At 69.3% G+C, this 13,781-nt stretch carries 13 protein-coding genes; 8 read left to right on the top strand and 5 right to left on the bottom strand.

Annotated elements, in window-relative coordinates; genetic code table 11:
- Window positions 1-56: 56 nt before the first annotated feature.
- On the bottom strand, window positions 57-1,481 hold the full coding sequence (locus OHA64_RS40445) for an MFS transporter (protein WP_405622033.1): 1,425 nt from the start codon (window positions 1,479-1,481) through the stop codon (window positions 57-59).
- On the opposite strand from OHA64_RS40445, the gene OHA64_RS40440 reads away from it, so the two are divergent.
- On the top strand, window positions 1,480-1,644 hold the full coding sequence (locus OHA64_RS40440) for a hypothetical protein (protein WP_405622031.1): 165 nt from the start codon (window positions 1,480-1,482) through the stop codon (window positions 1,642-1,644). The two genes, OHA64_RS40445 and OHA64_RS40440, sit on opposite strands and share 2 nt — an antisense overlap.
- Window positions 1,645-1,912: 268 nt before the next feature.
- On the opposite strand, the gene OHA64_RS40435 is transcribed toward OHA64_RS40440, so the two are convergent.
- The 3 genes from OHA64_RS40435 to OHA64_RS40425 form a co-directional block, all read right to left on the bottom strand.
- A complete protein-coding gene (locus OHA64_RS40435) occupies window positions 1,913-2,533 on the bottom strand; it encodes a nuclear transport factor 2 family protein (protein WP_405622030.1) in 621 nt (206 codons plus the stop codon).
- Between the two features lie 17 nt (window positions 2,534-2,550).
- Window positions 2,551-4,068, bottom strand: a complete 1,518-nt coding sequence (locus OHA64_RS40430; RefSeq protein ID WP_405622028.1) for an aldehyde dehydrogenase family protein — start codon at window positions 4,066-4,068, stop codon at window positions 2,551-2,553.
- Window positions 4,069-4,501: 433 nt separating this feature from the next.
- The gene (locus OHA64_RS40425) at window positions 4,502-5,989 is read right to left on the bottom strand and encodes a carotenoid oxygenase family protein (protein ID WP_405622026.1); all 1,488 of its coding nucleotides are present in this window, start codon (window positions 5,987-5,989) and stop codon (window positions 4,502-4,504) included.
- A gap of 146 nt (window positions 5,990-6,135) precedes the next feature.
- Between OHA64_RS40425 and OHA64_RS40420 the strand changes: the two genes are divergently transcribed.
- The gene (locus OHA64_RS40420; protein ID WP_405622024.1) at window positions 6,136-6,684 is read left to right on the top strand and encodes a MarR family winged helix-turn-helix transcriptional regulator; all 549 of its coding nucleotides are present in this window, start codon (window positions 6,136-6,138) and stop codon (window positions 6,682-6,684) included.
- A 542-nt stretch (window positions 6,685-7,226) separates the two neighbouring features.
- Window positions 7,227-7,982: an SDR family NAD(P)-dependent oxidoreductase gene (locus OHA64_RS40415; protein ID WP_405622022.1), complete on the top strand. Its 756-nt coding sequence runs from the start codon at window positions 7,227-7,229 to the stop codon at window positions 7,980-7,982.
- A gap of 46 nt (window positions 7,983-8,028) precedes the next feature.
- Here the strand turns inward: OHA64_RS40415 and OHA64_RS40410 are convergent, their stop codons facing one another.
- Window positions 8,029-8,850 (bottom strand): IclR family transcriptional regulator, encoded by an 822-nt coding sequence (locus tag OHA64_RS40410; RefSeq protein ID WP_405622020.1) that lies wholly within the window; start codon window positions 8,848-8,850, stop codon window positions 8,029-8,031.
- A 118-nt stretch (window positions 8,851-8,968) separates the two neighbouring features.
- On the opposite strand from OHA64_RS40410, the gene OHA64_RS40405 reads away from it, so the two are divergent.
- From OHA64_RS40405 to OHA64_RS40385, 5 genes are all read left to right on the top strand, one after another.
- Window positions 8,969-9,583 carry a carboxymuconolactone decarboxylase family protein gene (locus OHA64_RS40405; RefSeq protein ID WP_405622018.1) on the top strand — a complete coding sequence of 205 codons (615 nt, stop codon included), beginning with the start codon at window positions 8,969-8,971 and terminating at the stop codon, window positions 9,581-9,583.
- Window positions 9,584-9,665: 82 nt separating this feature from the next.
- A complete protein-coding gene (locus tag OHA64_RS40400) occupies window positions 9,666-10,538 on the top strand; it encodes a fumarylacetoacetate hydrolase family protein (RefSeq protein WP_405622016.1) in 873 nt (290 codons plus the stop codon).
- Window positions 10,535-11,398, top strand: a complete 864-nt coding sequence (locus OHA64_RS40395) for a fumarylacetoacetate hydrolase family protein (protein WP_405622014.1) — start codon at window positions 10,535-10,537, stop codon at window positions 11,396-11,398. Before OHA64_RS40400 ends, OHA64_RS40395 begins: the two co-directional genes overlap by 4 nt.
- A 102-nt stretch (window positions 11,399-11,500) precedes the next feature.
- Window positions 11,501-12,277, top strand: coding sequence for an SDR family NAD(P)-dependent oxidoreductase (locus tag OHA64_RS40390; RefSeq protein ID WP_405624318.1), 777 nt, complete (start codon window positions 11,501-11,503; stop codon window positions 12,275-12,277).
- 190 nt (window positions 12,278-12,467) lie between these two features.
- Window positions 12,468-13,661 carry a cytochrome P450 gene (locus OHA64_RS40385; protein ID WP_405622012.1) on the top strand — a complete coding sequence of 398 codons (1,194 nt, stop codon included), beginning with the start codon at window positions 12,468-12,470 and terminating at the stop codon, window positions 13,659-13,661.
- Window positions 13,662-13,781 lie beyond the last annotated feature (120 nt).

Below are 13,781 nucleotides of genomic sequence, written 5' to 3'. Positions count from 1 at the left end.
CCTCTTCGGAAGGGCCACGGCCGCCGAGCACAGCGGCGGGGTGCGCGCGGCACTGCTCAGGGCAGGGGGACGGCCAGGTCCAAGCTACGGCCGCCGCGCAGGAACAGCACGCTGATCGCGGCGGCCACCAGGCAGGCGAGGGCGCTCACCAGGAACCCGAGGTTGTAGCCATGTGCCAGCGCCTCCGTCACCAGCGCGCCGACCCGCGGTCCCATGGGCGCCGAGGCCAGGGCGAGCGGGCCTCCCTCGGCGGCGACGGCCTGCACCGCGTGCTGCTGCGCGGCGGCCAGACCGGCGTGGGGCAGGGCCTGGGCCAGCGCGGTCCCGGCCGAGGTCAGCGCCACGGTGCCGATGATGGCCGGGCCGAGCGCCTGGCCGAAGCCGCGCAGCAGTGTCGTGACTGCGCTTGCCATCCCGCTGAGTTCGATCGGCACGGTGTTCACCGCGGCGGCGGTCAGCGCCCCGATCAGGAGGCCGAAGCCCATGCCGCTGAGGATGAGCGCCGGGGTCATGGTCAGCAGACTGGTGTCGCTCACGGGCAGCGACGCCAGCCACAGCTGCCCCGCCGCGGTCAGGACCAGACCGGCGGCGAGCATCACCCGCGGAGCGACCTTGCCGAGCAGGCGCACCAGCAGCGGCCCCATGAGCGGTGTGATGCCCTGCATCACCACGAACGGCCATGCCGACTCCAAGGGGCTCCGGTGCTGGATCACCCCCAGCCGGACGCTCAGCCCGTACGCCCCGCCGAGAGAGCCGAACATCCCGATCACCGCGACGCCAGCCGCGGCGGAGAACGCGGGGATCCGGAACACGTCCAGCTTCAGCATCGCGGACGTCGACCTGGCCTCGATGACCAGGAACGCGGCCAGGAACACGACGCCGAGCACGAAGGCGGTCACCACAGCAGGTGATCCCCAGCCCGACGTCGGACCCTGGATGACTCCGAAGAGCAGGGCCGGGATGGCCACCGTGATGGTCGCCTGCCCGGGCAGGTCCAGCGATCTGCCCTGCGGCGCGCGGGAGTCAGCGGCGAACACGAGGCTGAGTGCGAGGCTGATGGCGGCGAACAGGCCCGCCGCCACGAAGGCCCAGCGGAACGCTGTGAACTCGACGACGGCGCCGGACAGCACAGGAGCGACCAGCACGCCGGCGGACAGCGCGGTCGTCCAGGCCGCCAGCCCGCGCGCCCGCTCGGCCGCCTCCGGGGTCGCGGCGGTGATCGACGCGAGTGACGAGGCGAACAGGGCCGCGGCGCCGATACCGGAGAGCGCCTGCCCCACATACAGGGCGTGCACCGAGACGCCGATCGCGCAGACCGTATAGCCGATCGCCATCAGGGCCGCACCGCCGACGAGAATTCTCTTGCGCCCGTAGAGGTCGCCGAGTACGCCGAACGTCAGGCCCAGCGTCGCGGTCGGCACCAGGAAGGCTTCACTGATCCAGGACAGCTGGGGGCCGGACGCGTGCAGTGTCTGTTGCATGACGCCGGTGATCGCGGCAGGCAGGCCCATGCCGACTGTTGCGATGAAGACCGCGGCGCAAGCGGCGACGAGTGTGCCGGTGCTCAGTGCCGGCGGCTTGGTTGTTGAGGAACGGGAAGGTGACGACGCGACGTTGGGTATCAACTACATCAGTCCTCGATGAGGCCGGTGATGGCACACCGGCGAAATGGTTCGATGTGGCGTCTGCGCCGCACAGTGCGGGGTGGGAGTCGAGCTCGCACGCGGCCCGCGTGCGCGTCGCACACGGGGCGGCCTCTGTCCGGCCGCCCGGCGTCGCCTGCGGTTCCGCCGGTCCGGTGCCGGAGGCGACGTGTGCGGGAGGCCTTCTGGCCTTACGAGGGCGCGCCACGGACGTCCGTCGTGGACGTGCCGTGTCAGTCCGGCACCGGTGTCGCGGTGACCCGGCGGTACTACAGGAGCGCGGACGCGGAGCCGTCGAGCCAGGCCGCCCCTCGGGCGTACAGGGCCTCGACTTCGGGGCCGGTCAGTCCGGGCATGTCGGGCTTGACCGGGTAGCCGATCCTGCTCTGGAGGTAGGCGAGGTGCCGGTAGCCCTCAGGGAACGCGGCGAGCAGCTCGGGGTCGAGATCGGGGCCGGTGGACATGCTGACGGGGTCCAGCCGGTCCTTCTCGTAGATGGGCTGGCGCAGCACGATGGTCCAGCGTCCGTCGTGCTTGGCGAGGAAGTCGTAGAAGCGGCCGGTGCACACCACGTCGCACACGACACCCTCGACCTCGCCACGCTGGGAGATGGTCATCTTGGTCTGTGCCACCGCGCGGCTGCCGCCGATCTCGACGGTGGTGCCGCCGAGGAAGTGCAGGATGCGTACGCCTCGGTCGAAGCCCTCGCGGCTGACCTGGATGAACTCCTCGCCGGTGCCCTGGAACCAGGTGGCCATCATCTGGCCCTCGGGGTGCCACACCTCACGGAAGCGGTCCCAGTCCGCAGCGTCCCGCCACAGCACCCAGTTCTCGAGCAGTTCGCGGATCGCCAGGCGTTCCGTCATGTCAGGACTGATCAGGTTCGTCACGTGCGGAAATCTCCTTGCTAGATCGGGTAGTGGCGCGGCTGCTGGGAGAGGGTGACCCAGCGCAGATCGGTGAACTCGTGCAATGCCGCGCGGGCGCCGAAGCGGCCCCAGCCGCTGTCGCCGACGCCGCCGAAGGGCATCAGCACCTCGTCGTGGACGGTGGCGCCGTTGACGTGGACGACGCCGGTGTGCAGCCTTTCGGCCACGGACATGGCACGGGATTCGTCCTTGCCGAACACCGCGCCGGACAGGCCATAGGGGGTGTCGTTCGCGATGCGGAGGGCGTCGTCCACGCCGTCCGCGACGACCACGCTCACCGCGGGGCCGAACGACTCCTCGTGGTACAGGCGCATCTCGGGGGTGACGCCGGTGACGACGGTGGGCTGGTGGACCAGGCCGTCGAAGCCGCCGCCGGCCGCGATCAGCGCACCGAGCTCGGCCGCGTCGTCCAGGAGTGCGCGCAGGTGGGCGAGGGAGCGGCGGTTGATGACGGGGCCGACCTGGGTGTCCGGGTTCCTTGGGTCGCCGGTGACCAGGGCTTTGGCGCGGGCGGCCAGTCGCTCGGTGAAGGCATCGGCCACGGACCGGTCGACGACGATCCGCTCGGTCGACATGCAGATCTGGCCCTGGTACATGAAGGCGCCGAAGGATGCCGCGGCCGCGGCGGCGTCGAGATCGGCGTCGTCGAGGACGATCAGCGGTGCCTTGCCGCCCAGTTCCAGCAGTGTCCGCTTGAAGTGGGTGGCCGCCTTCTGGGCGATGATCCGGCCGACCCGGGTGGAGCCGGTGAAGTTTACGGCGCCGACGCTCGGGTGGACGACGAGCTCTTCGACGATCTCGGCGGCGTCCTCGGGGGCGTTGGTGATCAGGTTCACCACGCCGTCGGGCATGCCGGCGTCGTGCAGGACGGCGACGATCGCGCCGTGTGTGCGGGGCGACTCCTCGGATCCCTTGAGGACGACGGTGTTGCCGTAGGCCAGGGCCCATGCGATGGCGCGGACACCGAGGATGAGCGGGGCGTTCCACGGCGCGATGCCCACGACCACCCCCACGGGCCGGCGCACGGCCGTGGCCCGCAGCCCCGGGACGTCGGAGGGCAGCACCTCGCCGATCAGGCCGTAGGCCTGCACGGCTGCCTCACGCATGATGCCAACGGCGACATGGACGTTGAAGTGGCCCCAGGAGGCCGCGGCACCGTTCTCCTCGGTCATGCCGGCGGCGATCGAGGGAGCGCGTTCCTCCAGCAGGTCCGCCGCGCGCGACAGGATCGCTCGCCGTTCGGCGGGAGAGGTGTGCGACCAGTCGTCGAACGCCGCGTGGGCCGCCTCCACCGCTGCTGCGGCGTCGGCCCGCGACGCCGCCGCGACGGGTTGCAAGGGCTCCTCAGTGATGGGGCTGAGGGTGAAGGTCGTGCGGCTGCCCTCGGCCGTCCTCCACTGGCCGCCGATCAGCAGCCGTTGGGTGCCGTCGTCCGGCTCCGACGCGATCGCGGCCGGGGTGGCGGCTTGGGGTTGGGGGGTGCTGATGGTGTCCATCGGCGCTACTGCTCCTTGATGGTGGTGGGTGCGAGGGCTGCGACAGTGTCAGAACGAGGCCGTACTCGACCGAGGACCACGGGCCGCAGACGCCGGTGGGACGGCCCGGATCGTCGGCCGTGCGGGAGATGAAGGTGCGGACCGCGGACGGCTTGACCGCGAACGCGGTGTCCGAGTCGAGGTGGTCGCCGTCCTCGTCGTGGATGTGCGTGGTCAGCGACCGGTATCCGGGGCGGTTCACCTTCGAGTGGATCAGGGTGGGCCGCCACAAAATGGCGCCCGGCATCCTGTCGACCGGCTCGTCACGCGGGATGGGGCTACGGCCAAGAACGCGTAACCGGTTCCTCACAGGTGCGGAAGCTGCCCCGCAGGTAATGCTCAGGTGCGGCCGGGTCCTGGACCGCGTAGAGACGGTCTTCGCCGTTCCGCCGGATCAGCCGGCCTGGATGAGGTACTCGGGGACCCAGGTCCCGTGGATGCCGGCGCGCAGGCGGAGGGGGAGGTGGAGAGTGGCCACAGGACCGGCGGCCAGATCGGCGGTGTCGAGGATGAGCAGGTCGTTCAGCATCGTGGTCCAGTTGTTGGCCAGGGCCAGGAGATAACCGTCGCCCTCGGGGGCGTCGTCACCGCGGGGCACGAACACCGGCTCCTGGAAGGTGAAGTGTTCGGGCAGGACGTACTGTCCGGTGGCCTGCTGCTTGTCGAAGTCATAGCGGATGATCGTGTTGAGGGACTGTATGCCGTCAGCGCTCTTGTGCTCGTCACCGATGACACGCGCCCCCGTGAACCCGATGCGGTGCCGACCCGTTTCCACCCGGTCGTCGATGAGCGGGAATTCGGCGAACTCCGGCTGAAGTACCTGCTCTTCGAAGCCCTTGCCGTCGTCGGCCGCGTAGTCGGCCGTCCAGCGGGTGATCCTGGACACGCCCTTGGTGACGTCATATGGGACCGTGTCGGGGTACAGGAACGGGGCTGGCTGAGCCTCTGCGACACAGCCGTCGATGTGGATCGTGGTGCCCTCGTTGTAGGCGTTGAAGAAGTGGTAGGTGAACCGGGCCGGGCCGCGGTACCAGCGGATCTGGTCTGCGGTGCCGTAGCGCGGCATCACTCCGAGGCAGGTTTCCTTGGACGGGTCCCACTGCCAGTGGGGCCCACCCGCCTTGATCCGGTCGAGGTCGGCGGCGTTGGGCATCACCGGGAAGATCGCATAGTCCTGGGTGACGACGAAGTCGTGGATCATGCTGGTGTACGGGGCCTCCAACCACACCTCGTGCAGGACCTTGCCGTGGGCGTCGAGGACGTAGTACGCGATGTCCCGGCTGGCCAGGCCCTTCGCCTCGAACCCGAAGGCGAACATCTCACCCGTCACGGGGTCGACGCGGGGATGGGCGGTGAAGGTCGGGCTGCTGACCCCACCGTCGAAGTCCCAATCCCCGTAAGTCTCCAGGGAGTCGGTGTCGATCCGCGTGGGGCGGGCGTCCTCCTTCAGGACCAGGAGCTTCCCGGCGTGGAAGGCGACGCTCGTGTTCGCCGCCCCCCGGTTCTTGCCCGCCACGGTGACGTGGTCGGTGTAGGGGTTGCGGTAGGCGCCGAACAGCGAACGGCGGGCGGCGCGTTCCAGCTTCAGCTTCTCGGTCTGCACGTAGCGGCTGCGGTAGTCGACGTGGCCGTCGGCGAAGGTGAACATGCGCAGCATGCCGTCACCGTTGAAGGGAAGGTCGTCGCCGGTGCGGTTGGGGAAGGCCGGGTCGGGAGCGATCTGGTAGTAGCGGCCGCGCAGGTCGCGGGGGATCTCCCCGTCGGCCTCGATCTCGAAGATGTCGGCCTCGATGCGCGAGGGGGTCGACCAGCCTGAGTAAATCGGCTGGTCGGGGAACCGCATGCCCGTGCGGCCGGGGGAGGGCGTGGACGGCGCTGTCATGGATGACCTCCGAAAAGATTGCTAGACTTCTAGCGACTTGGGTGCAGTAGAAGGCCACCAAAACCGATATGTCAAGACACTGGCGGGCAGGAAATGAAGTGTGAGTCCCTTGTGAGGGTGCTGGTGACGAAGGCAGAGTGGTGCCCGTGACACAAGATCCGGCCGCGCAGCGCCACGGCGAACGTCTGGCCGCCGCCTCCGGCTTCGACCTGCCCGACGTCGACCCGCACCTGGCGTCCGCGTCGGTGGGCTTCAACCTGGTCCGGGTCGCCAAGAGGATCGAACGCGACATCGAGACCAACTTCGCCCGCCCGGCCGGGCTGACCTTCGCCGGCTTCCGGCTGATGACCACGCTCAAGTACGACGGTCCGATGTCCCCGCGCAGACTCGCCGACCTGCTGAGCATCTCCACCGCGAGCGTCACCTCGGCACTGCACACCCTGGAACGGGCCGGCCTCCTCACCCGCACGCCCCAGCCCGACGACGGACGCATGCTCGTCATCGCCCTCACCGAGCAGGGCGAGACCGCCATCGACGAGTTCCTGCACTGGTGGACCACGCATCGCCAGAAGAGCTGGCTGGAGCACCTGACTCCCGACGAGGAGCTCACCCTCGCGCGTCTGCTCGCCAAGGTCTCCCGGCACCAGCCCCAGCCGCTCGCCCAACCACAGCGACGGCTGATTCCGCCGCACTGACGCCCTCGGCGCGGGGCCGCCCGGTCGGCAGGGAGGTGCCTCGCTCGGCGGCGGGAGCCGGACACCGCACGTCATCGGGCCACCGCACCACTCCGCCGCCGTCGCGGATCCGGCAGACAGCTCAGCCTTCGAGCAACTTGAGCCGAGGCGTGAGAGGTTGCCGGTGAGGACGGCCACCCACCTTTCGCCCCACCCATGACGACCACGCCCAGTCCGATGCCTCCGGATTCGCACCGCCGCCGACCGGCATACCGACCTCTCACGAGCACGAAGCCGCCGCGCGTCCTTCGTGCGGCCCTGCAAGCTTCGGGTGTCGACCGGCCCAAGCGGCGGCTCGCCTCCATGGCGCCGGCCCGGCTGTCCCGTTCCGTGCCGGACACCGCTTTCAATCAACGAAAGGGGGTGTTCCTCTCCACGCCGGGATCACGCAGCATTACGCCTGGTCGGCGGTGGGTCGTACTCCCGCAATGGACATCGCATCACGGAAGCGCCACCGTCGCTATGAAAGTTACTTTCATTCTACAAAAGGAAGGGGAGTTGCCGTGACGTGGTTGGGCTTGGAAGGCAGTCGGGCGCTCGTCATAGGGGCCGGTGGCCTGGGCGCCGCCTGCGCCCGAGGACTTGCGGAGGCCGAGGCGCACCTGGCCGTCGTGGACGTGGACGAGGCCAAGCTCAAGGCCCTGCGGGACGATCCGGCGCTCGCGGACATCGATGTGCACGTGATTCCGGCCGATGTCACGACCTCGACGGGCTGTGATGAAGCCGTCCGGGCGGCGGCCGACGCGCTCGGCGGGCTGGACGTGCTGGTGCACGCGGTGGGAACCAACGACCGCCGGGCGGTGGTCGACACACCGGACGAGACATGGGAGCGGATCCTCGCACTGAACCTGTCCAGCGCCTTCTATACCGGGCGGGCGGCGGGACGTCTGATGCGCCGGGCCGGGCGCGGGAGCATGGTGTTCTTCTCCTCGGTCTCCTCCCGGCTCGCCCACCCGCACCATGCCCCCTACGCCGCGACCAAGGGCGGACTGGACCAGCTGGCGAAGGTGATGGCCCGGGAGTGGGCCGCCGACGGCGTGACCGTCAACACGGTCGCCCCTGGCTACACGGAGACGGAACTGACTCGCGAGTACCTGGCCAGGCCGGGGATGCGCGAGGAGATGCTCAGTCTGGTCCCGGCCGGGCGTCTGGGCACCCCGCAGGACGTGGTCGGCGCCGTGCTGTTCCTCGCCTCGGCGCGGGCGTCATTCGTCACGGGGCAGGTGCTTTATGTGGACGGTGGCCGCACACTCGTCTGAGCCAGGAGCCGACCGGACCGGACGGCACAGCGGGCTGCCTCGTCCCTCACCTTCCGCCGAGCAGCCGCGTGATCTCCTGACAGGTGTTCAGCAGGCGCGGGCGCAGTTCGTCGAGCAGTCGCGTGACGGGAAACCCCATCGCGGGGACCGCCACATTGGCCGCTGCCACCACCGAACCGGAGGCGTCACGCAGGGGCGCGGCCACCGAGCGCAGCCCGTAGGCGAGTTCCTCGTCCTGCACCGCCCAGCCCCGCTCACGAATGTGCGCCAGGACCGGCCGCAGCTCCGCCGACGACCGGATCGCGTTGGGGCCGTTCGCCCCGGTGAAGGACTCCTCGGTGAGGCGCTCCTGCAGCTCGGCGTCGTCCAGACCGCTCAACAGGACCTTTCCGATGGAGGTGTTGACGGCAGGAAGCCGCGAGCCCACCTGGATGTTCGCGGTCACCAGGTCGTTGTTGCGCAGTCGGATCAGGTACAGCACCTGGTCGCCGGACAGGGTGCCCAGGTTGACCGTCTGACCCGTCGCCGCGGCGAGCCGGCGCAGCGGCCCGTCCGCGAGTTCCACCACGTCCATGCCGCGCAACGCCGCGAAGCCCAGCGTGAGGACTTTGGGGGCCGGACGATAGGCGCCGTCCGGCAGCTGCTCCAGGAAGCCCTCGGTCACCAGGGTGGCGGCCATCCGGAAGGCCGTCGGCAACGGCACACCGGCCTCGGCGGCCATGTCCGTCAGCTTCATCGACGACCGCTGTTCGGAGAACTGCCCGAGCAGCCGCAACCCCTTGGCCAGTGCCTCGACGTGGTAGCTGCGTCTGGACGCCGCGGGGCCGTCGGCGGGCAGGGAGTCGGTCGGCTTTTCACGCGGCGGCACGAAAGGTCTCGCTTTCTGTCTGCTGGGCACAGTGGGCGCCAAGAGGAACCCGGTCCACTTTCATTGTATGGAAGTCAGCATCAGATTCACCCGCCATGGGGCAACCAGGAGGACGGACATGGGAGTGCGACTGGGCGGGCTGCTGCCCGGTGAACTGGACGAGGAGCAGGCCGAGGTCTATCGGGCCATCACCGGCGGCGCCCGCGCCTCGGGGCCGCAGGCGTTCCCCCTGACCGACCGGGAGGGGTGGTTGCGCGGCCCCTTCAACGCCATGTTGCTGAGCCCCCCGGTGGGTCTCGCGACGCAGGCCCTCGGCGCGGCCGTGCGCTACAGCTCCTCGCTGAGCGATCGCGTGCGGGAAATGGCGATCCTCGCCGTGGCCGCCCACTTCGCTAGCGCCTTCGAGCGGGAAGCCCACGAAGCCGTCGGCCGCACCAGCGCCGGCCTGGCCGAATCGGAGATGGCCGCACTGCGGGCCGGCGGGATGCCGGAACTCACCGAGCCGACCGAGCGCGCTGCCCTGCGGGCGACGAGGGCACTGCTGCGGCGCGGCACATTGAACGACGACGAGTACGCCGACGCCGTGGCCGCGACCGGAGAGCGAGGCGTGTTCGAGCTGACGACACTGGTCGGCTACTACTCCATGCTCGCTCTCCAGCTGCGGGTTTTCCTGGGTGAGGGAAGCACTCCCGGGCCCGTTGACCGCGGGCTTCAGCCGCCGGCAGCGCCTTGACAGTCCGCGGTGACCCTTCAATACTCAATTTACGTTCATACAGTGAATATAGCTTTCATTCTACGAAAGTAGGCAGAGAACCGTGAAGCTGATCACCTTCGACGACGGACGGGTCGGCAGGCTGGAACTGGAGGAACGCCTCGTGCTGCCCCTCGAAGTCCGCAGCACCCGGGAGTACTTCGAGCGCGACGGCAAGGTCTCGGAGACCGGTGACCGGCTGCGGCTGGACGACGTGACGCTGCGCGCTCCGATCGTGCCGAAGAAGTTCTTCCACACCTCCGGCAACTTCCGTGAGCACGAGGACGAGTCGAAGAACGTCGACTGGTCGCACCCCATGCACAAGGGCATCGTCTTCTTCCAGAACGTCGACGCGATCGTCGGCCCGGAGGAGCCGGTCATCTACCCGGAGCACCTGACCAGCGAGCTGGACTACGAGTTGGAGATCGCCGTCGTCATCGGCAGGCCGGGCAAGTTCTTCGGCGTCGACGACGCGCCCGACCACATCGCCGGCTACGTCGTCTTCAACGACATCACCGCCCGCGACATCCAGCGCCGCGAGATGGAGTCCGGCGTCTTCTCCTTCTGCAAGGCCATCGACACCTTCTGCCCGGTCGGACCGTACATCGTCACGGCCGACGAGATCCCCGACCCGCAGAACCTCGACATGGAACTGCGGGTCAACGGCGTGGTCCGGCAGAAGTCCAGCACCAGCCGCATGTCGGTCTCCATCCCGCACCTGGTCGCCTACCACTCCCCTCAGAGCTACAGCGCCGGCGACCTCATCACGACCGGAACCGTCCAGGGCGTGGCGGGCTTCAGCGGCGACCCGGACATGTACCTCAAGCCCGGCGACGTCGTCGAGGCCGAAGTCGAGCACCTCGGCGTTCTGCGTACCCCCATCGTCAGCTGGCAGGAGGGGCACGGGACCCCCGTACCGGAGAAGGTGGACTGGTGAGGCTCGGCGTCCTGGACGGCCACACCGTCGTGGTCAGCGGCGACCGGGCCGCGAACGTCCGCTGGTCATCACAGGGCAAACTACCCACCGACCCGATGGCACTGCTTGAGGACTGGCCACGCCTACGCGACTGGGCGGCCGGGCTGCCCGAGGAGGCGTACGACATCCCGGTCGACCCGACCGCGCTAGGCGCGCCGGTGCCTCGCCCCCGCCAGGTGTTCGCCGTCGCCCTCAACTACCCACCGCACGCCGCGGAAGCGGGCTTCACTCCACCCGAGGAACCGCTCGTCTTCACCAAGTTCCCGGCCTGCGTCACCGGTCCGCACACCAGCGTCGCCCTCCCCCCGGGCAAGGTCGACTGGGAAGTCGAACTCGTCGCCGTGGTCGGCCGAGAGACGTACCGGGTGAGCGAGGACCACTCCTGGGAGTCGGTGGCCGCCCTGACCGTGGGTCAGGACCTCTCCGAACGTGTCACCCAACTCCAGGGAAAGCCGGCCCAGTTCAGCTTGGGCAAGTCCTTCCCCGGCTTCGGCCCCATCGGCCCCGTCCTGGTCACCCCGGACGAACTCGACGACCCCGACGACCTTGAGATCACCGGACTGCTGAACGGCGAGGTCGTCCAGCAGGACCGCACCAAGTCCATGATCTTCCCGGTGCCGGAGCTCATCGCCCGGCTCTCGGCCGTGCTGCCACTCTTCCCCGGTGACCTGGTCTTCACCGGCACCCCGGCCGGCGTCGGCAACCGCATGAACCCGCCGCGTTACCTCACCGAAGGCGACGAACTCGTCAGCCGCATCGAGGGCATCGGCGAGATCCGCCAGCATTTCACCGGCCCCGCCCAGCGGCCGTCGGGGAGTTGAGAGCCGCGCAGCCCGTCGGCTGCCTCTGCGACTCCTCCCCCGGAAACCCGCGTCCGACCACCGCAGACAAGGACCCGCATGTCCGACCACACCCCGCCCCCCATGCCCATCCCCCGCCGTTTCGAAGGCCGCACGGTCCTGGTCACCGGCGCCGGCACCGGTTATGGCGCCGAGATCGCCGTCCGCGCCGCCCAGGAGGGCGCCCGCGTCGCCGTCCACTACCGCAGCTCCGCCGCCGGTGCCGAGAAGACCGTCGCCCGCATCAAGGAGGCGGGCGGCAAGGCGTTCACCGTGCAGGCCGACATCGCCGTCCACGCCGACGTCATCCGCATGGCCGAGGAGGTCTTCCTCCAGTTCGGCGGCCTCGACGTGCTGGTCAACAACGTCGGTGACGTGGCGGGCGACCAGATGTCCTGGCGGGACCTCACCGAGGAGTCCATCGACCACGTACTCGCCGTGGACATCAAGGGAACCATGCTCTGCACACACGAGATCGGCTCCCGGATGCTGGACCAGGGCCACGGCTCGATCGTCAACATCGGGTCCACCGTGATCGTGCGCGGCAGCGCGCGGGCGCCGCAGTACGCCGCCGCGAAGTACGGCATCCTCGGCATCACCAAGTCCTACGCCCAGGCCTTCGCGCCCTTCGTACGGGTCAACACCTTCGCACCCGGCTTCATCGAGACCGAGACGCTGCTGGGGCGGGCGGACTGGAAGTCCGGCCGCCGCGAGGACATGACCGCCAAGACCCCGATGGGCCGCATCCCCGGCCCGGCCGAACTCGCGGGCACCGCCCTCTTCCTCGCCACCGACGACGCCTCCCACATGACCGGTGTCTACCTCAACGCCGACGGCGGCTTCAACATGATCGGCGCCTGAGGCAGGCACGCCGCTTCCCTGTCGACAGGAGCGTCACAGCGCAGTCGAGCCGTACCCGGGCTCTGCACACCCTCTGCCCATCCAGGCCTGCCACGCCCGGCGCGCCACCGGCCTGTGGGCAGGCGGGTCGAAACGAAGCTGCACACACGAGTGAATGCGGTTCACCGCGATGAATGATGGGGAGTCAACGATGACTACGGCCGCTACTCCGGTGTCCGACATGGACATCTTCGCCGACGATGTCCTGACCGATCCCTACCCCGCCTACGCGGTGTTGCGGGAGACGGGCGCCGCCGTGTATCTGGAGCGCTACGACTGCTGGGCCCTGCCCCGGTACGAACACGTACGGGCCGCGCTGCGCGACCACGAACGGTTCTCCTCCGTGGACAGCGTGGGCTACGAGCCGTCGCTGAACGAAGCACGCCGGGGCGGTGTGCTGGCGACGGACCCACCGGAACACGACATGCTGCGCTCGGTGCTGTCGGAGAGCCTGGCCCCGCGTGCGCTGGCGAGCCTGAAGGACGACATCGGCCGACGCGCGACGGAACTGGTCGAGTCCGTGGTGGCCCGCGGTTCATTCGACGTAGTGAGTGATCTGGCGCGCGTGTTCCCGCTGACGGTGGTGGCGGATCTGATCGGGATGCCCCTGCGCGCCCGGGACGAGGTGCTCGTTTTCGCCGACGCGTTCTTCAACACCTTCGGCCCCCTCAACGAACGGACGACGGCGTCGGTGCAGGTCTCCGAACGGCTGCTCGACGAGCTCATCTCGATGATGAACCGCGACGACCTGGCCCCAGGTGGCTGGGGCGAGGCGCTGTATCAGGCGGCCGACCGGGGCGTGATCGAGGAGCACCAGGTGGGACGGCTGTTGCGCGCGTACCTGGTGGCGAGCATGGACACGACGATCAACGCGATCAGCAGCGCCCTGTGGTTGTTCGCCGAGCACCAGACCGCCTGGACGACCCTGCGCGCCGACCGGACGTTGCTCCGTTCCGCTTTCGACGAGGTCGTGCGTGTCGAGTCACCGGTGCAGACGTTCTTCCGCCGCACGACGCGGGCGGTCGAGATCGACGGTGTCACGATCCCGCCGCGGGCTCAGGTGGCGATGTTGTTCGGTTCGGCGAATCGGGATCCGCGCAAGTGGCCGGAGCCGGACACGTTCGACATCAACAGAGCGCCGATGGACCACGTCGGGTTCGGCTCCGGCGTGCACGCCTGTGCCGGCCAGGGACTGGCACGGGTGGAGGGCGGCGCGATCCTGTCCGCGCTACTGGATCACGTGGAGGTGATCCAACTGGACGGCCCGCCACGGCGGCACCTCAACAACGTCATCCGGGGTCTGGAAAGCCTCCCCGTCACCGTGACGTCGGGAGCACTCCGGTAGAGGACGTCGTGGCCGACCGCGCGCTGTACGGCCACGAGGTGTGCGGGGCGTTCGCCAGGCCGTGCTCCGGCTGATCCACATGACCGCAGGACCGAGCCCCCTTCCGCAGATCCGCGGAAG

Source organism: Streptomyces sp. NBC_00076 (assembly GCF_045041235.1).
Lineage (GTDB): Bacteria > Actinomycetota > Actinomycetes > Streptomycetales > Streptomycetaceae > Streptomyces.
The sequence above is the reverse complement of the archived record's forward strand: the minus strand, read 5'-3'. Positions and strand labels throughout refer to the sequence as shown.

Bases quoted from the DNA above. Each gene is read 5' to 3' on its own strand.
- OHA64_RS40440 (WP_405622031.1), top strand. From the start codon at position 1,480: ATGACGCCGGTGATCGCGGCAGGCAGGCCCATGCCGACTGTTGCGATG.
- OHA64_RS40445 (WP_405622033.1), bottom strand. From the start codon at position 1,481: ATGCAACAGACACTGCACGCGTCCGGCCCCCAGCTGTCCTGGATCAGT.
- OHA64_RS40430 (WP_405622028.1), bottom strand. From the start codon at position 4,068: ATGGACACCATCAGCACCCCCCAACCCCAAGCCGCCACCCCGGCCGCG.
- OHA64_RS40425 (WP_405622026.1), bottom strand. From the start codon at position 5,989: ATGACAGCGCCGTCCACGCCCTCCCCCGGCCGCACGGGCATGCGGTTC.
- OHA64_RS40405 (WP_405622018.1), top strand. From the start codon at position 8,969: ATGGGAGTGCGACTGGGCGGGCTGCTGCCCGGTGAACTGGACGAGGAG.
- OHA64_RS40390 (WP_405624318.1), top strand. From the start codon at position 11,501: ATGCCCATCCCCCGCCGTTTCGAAGGCCGCACGGTCCTGGTCACCGGC.
- OHA64_RS40385 (WP_405622012.1), top strand. From the start codon at position 12,468: ATGACTACGGCCGCTACTCCGGTGTCCGACATGGACATCTTCGCCGAC.